The organism is Streptomyces sp. M2CJ-2 (assembly GCF_016757295.1).
Taxonomy (GTDB): domain Bacteria; phylum Actinomycetota; class Actinomycetes; order Streptomycetales; family Streptomycetaceae; genus Streptomyces.
Genome location: NZ_JAESIF010000190.1, coordinates 1 through 2,295, shown reverse-complemented (window position 1 = coordinate 2,295; position 2,295 = coordinate 1). Strand labels below are relative to the sequence as shown.

The following is a 2,295-nucleotide window of genomic DNA, read 5'->3' as shown; positions in this document are numbered from 1 at the left end:
CACGGAGCCGGAACCCGGCCCCACCACACCCGACACCCCGTCAGGCACTCACACCCTCAACAACGTGACAGCGCCTCGACAGGGCCTTCGCGTCGGCTGCCGTACCGGCACCGTTCCTCGCGCCGGTGAGCCTCACCTTCTCGGCCACCAACCGGGGCAGACCGCACCGCTCGGCCAGTCGGATCGTCGGGACCAGCCCGGCATGCGCGATCAGGTCCGGGTCGTCGAACGCGGCGAACAGCGTTGCCGGGCTGTGGGAGACTTTCACTTACGAGGTGCCTTGCTTCGTGGGACTGATGAGGGCGTAGGAACTCCCATCATCCCAGGTCAGCGGGCACCTCTTCTCATTTCGTCGTCCGCAGAACGGCTATCGCACGGTGGATCCAGGCTCAGGCAGGCTCGCCCGCATTGTCGGCCGATCGTACGCGTCCTGGAGCTGTCCGAAGGTGTGTGCCACGTGCACCGATCGTACGCCGGGCATAATGTCGCCTTACAACCCTCCGTGCCCCTCGAGTGTCTTTCAAAGGCCACCGCGGACCAGCCGCGCCCAGCATCGAGGAGGTCCATGAACCACGACGCCCCGACGCCCACCAAGAGGTGCGCCGATTGCGGCACCCCCATAAATGCCGACTCCACACGCAGCGAATGTCGGCACTGCCAGAAGTGCATCCGGCCGGCCTCCTGCGGGCATAACCATGACCAGTGGCCGAAGGAGCAGTAGCCCAGCAGCCGCCCATACCAGCTGTACCGCCTTGATCGAGAGGCGGACAGAGGGGACAGCCAATTTGCGGCGTGGTACCAAACCCCGAGCGCCCGGCCGCATAGGAGCAGGCCGGGCGCTCGTGCATTCACCGGTCGTAGTACACCGTCTTCAACAAGATGTCCTACTCCGGGAACATGACCTTCAGTCGATGCTCCAGGCGTATCTCCATCTCCCCGGCAGCGTCCGCCGCGGCGGCATCTCCCAACCCCAGCAGATGCGCGACGTACAGCAGCGCCCGCGCTTCCCCGAGCGTCAGCAGTGGCGGCAGCTCGCCGGGCTTGTCCAGCAGTGCCGACGTTGACGCGCTGGCCCGAAGAGACGTGACCGCCTGCCATCCTGGCTGCATGAACGACGAAGACGGAGTCGCAGCCGGATGACGACGTCCCCACCATCATGGGTGAGGCCCCGCCTGTCGACGGGTACCGCCTGTCGACCCGCGGACCACCCCACCGCACAGCAGAGCCCTCGTCTCCTCCCAAGACGAGGGCTCTGGACACGGTCACTCAGGAGACCCACAGCGCGCACACGGCCGGTAGCCCGCCTCGCGCGCGTCACCAAGTAGCATCCAGCTGGCGTCGTCCAGCTGGCGACCGTCACCGGTGATCAGCCCGTTGCAGCGCACGGTGACCTGGCCGAACCGGTTGACCCGCGGAGTGAACCACCGCCCGGTCTCGAACACCTCCCTCGGCAGCGGCCGCAGCAGCGGCTGTTCCAGGGCGAAGTACTCGCCGATGGTGCGGGTCTTCGACCGCAGGCGGCGGCCTTCGTCGTCCAGGTCCCACTGGTCGACCATGGCGTTCAGCTCGGTCAGCGAGGCGACCTCGGGGACGGGGACGAAGTGGTTGCGGCGGTAGTAGCCGATCTGCCCCTCCACGCCGCCCTTCTCGTGGGCGCCCTCGATGCCGGGACGACAGTAGAAGGCATCGATGCCCCAGTGCGAGCGGAAGGCCGTCCAGCGGTCGTTCTCCACCCGCGCCCTCGACAGGCCCAGGACCCTCTCGACCGCGGCCCGCAGGTTGTCGTAGCGGATCCGACCGCGGGGGATGCCGCCCAGCTCCCCGGAAGGCGTGCACATGTCCTTCGAAGAACGCCTCCTGGCCGCAGGAGGCGAACACCCGGTGCACCGCCTTGCCGGAGTAGGACAGCCGCAGCGAGAACAGGAAGAGGCGCTGTCACGTTGGCTGACCGAGTGGGAGGATCTTCGGGTTGGTCATGCGAGGAGGAGCCGTCCGTGGGCAGCGCGCCACCGTCGTACAAAGGGCATCGGTACCCGGTGGAGGTCATCTCCCACTGTGTGTGGCTGTACTTCCGCTTCCCGCTCAGCTTCCGGGAGGTTGAGGAGCTGATGCTCGAGCGCGGTGTGCTCGTCTCGTACGAGACGATCCGGCGTTGGTGCGCGAAGTTCGGGCAGGTCTACGCCAACGCACTGCGCCGACGCCGGCCCCGGCTCGGTGATAAGAAGTCATCTCATTTGGCGAGTCTGCGGTAGCAGATGAGGGTGCAGGCGATGCTGGTGAAGGCCAGGAAGTGCT

General features: G+C 66.8%; 3 protein-coding genes and 1 pseudogene. 1 reads left to right on the top strand and 3 read right to left on the bottom strand.

Annotation, left to right across the window (positions count from 1 at the left end; all coding sequences use genetic code 11):
* Positions 1–40: 40 nt before the first annotated feature.
* From JL475_RS38630 to JL475_RS38620, 3 genes are all read right to left on the bottom strand, one after another.
* Positions 41–268, bottom strand: coding sequence for a hypothetical protein (locus tag JL475_RS38630; protein ID WP_202282867.1), 228 nt, complete (start codon positions 266–268; stop codon positions 41–43).
* 616 nt (positions 269–884) lie between these two features.
* Entirely contained in the window at positions 885–1,109 is a 225-nt protein-coding gene (locus JL475_RS38625) for a hypothetical protein (protein WP_202282866.1), read from the bottom strand.
* 153 nt (positions 1,110–1,262) lie between these two features.
* Positions 1,263–1,838, bottom strand: coding sequence for a hypothetical protein (locus JL475_RS38620; RefSeq protein WP_237409484.1), 576 nt, complete (start codon positions 1,836–1,838; stop codon positions 1,263–1,265).
* 156 nt (positions 1,839–1,994) lie between these two features.
* Between JL475_RS38620 and JL475_RS41640 the strand changes: the two are divergent.
* Positions 1,995–2,171 (top strand): annotated as a pseudogene (locus JL475_RS41640) (IS6 family transposase); the annotation flags it as partial.
* Between the last annotated feature and the right edge of the window lie 124 nt (positions 2,172–2,295).

What these genes read in the sequence shown, in the direction of transcription:
- JL475_RS38620 (WP_237409484.1), bottom strand. Translation starts at nt 1,838, where the DNA reads ATGTGCACGCCTTCCGGGGAGCTGGGCGGCATCCCCCGCGGTCGGATC.
- JL475_RS38625 (WP_202282866.1), bottom strand. Translation starts at nt 1,109, where the DNA reads ATGCAGCCAGGATGGCAGGCGGTCACGTCTCTTCGGGCCAGCGCGTCA.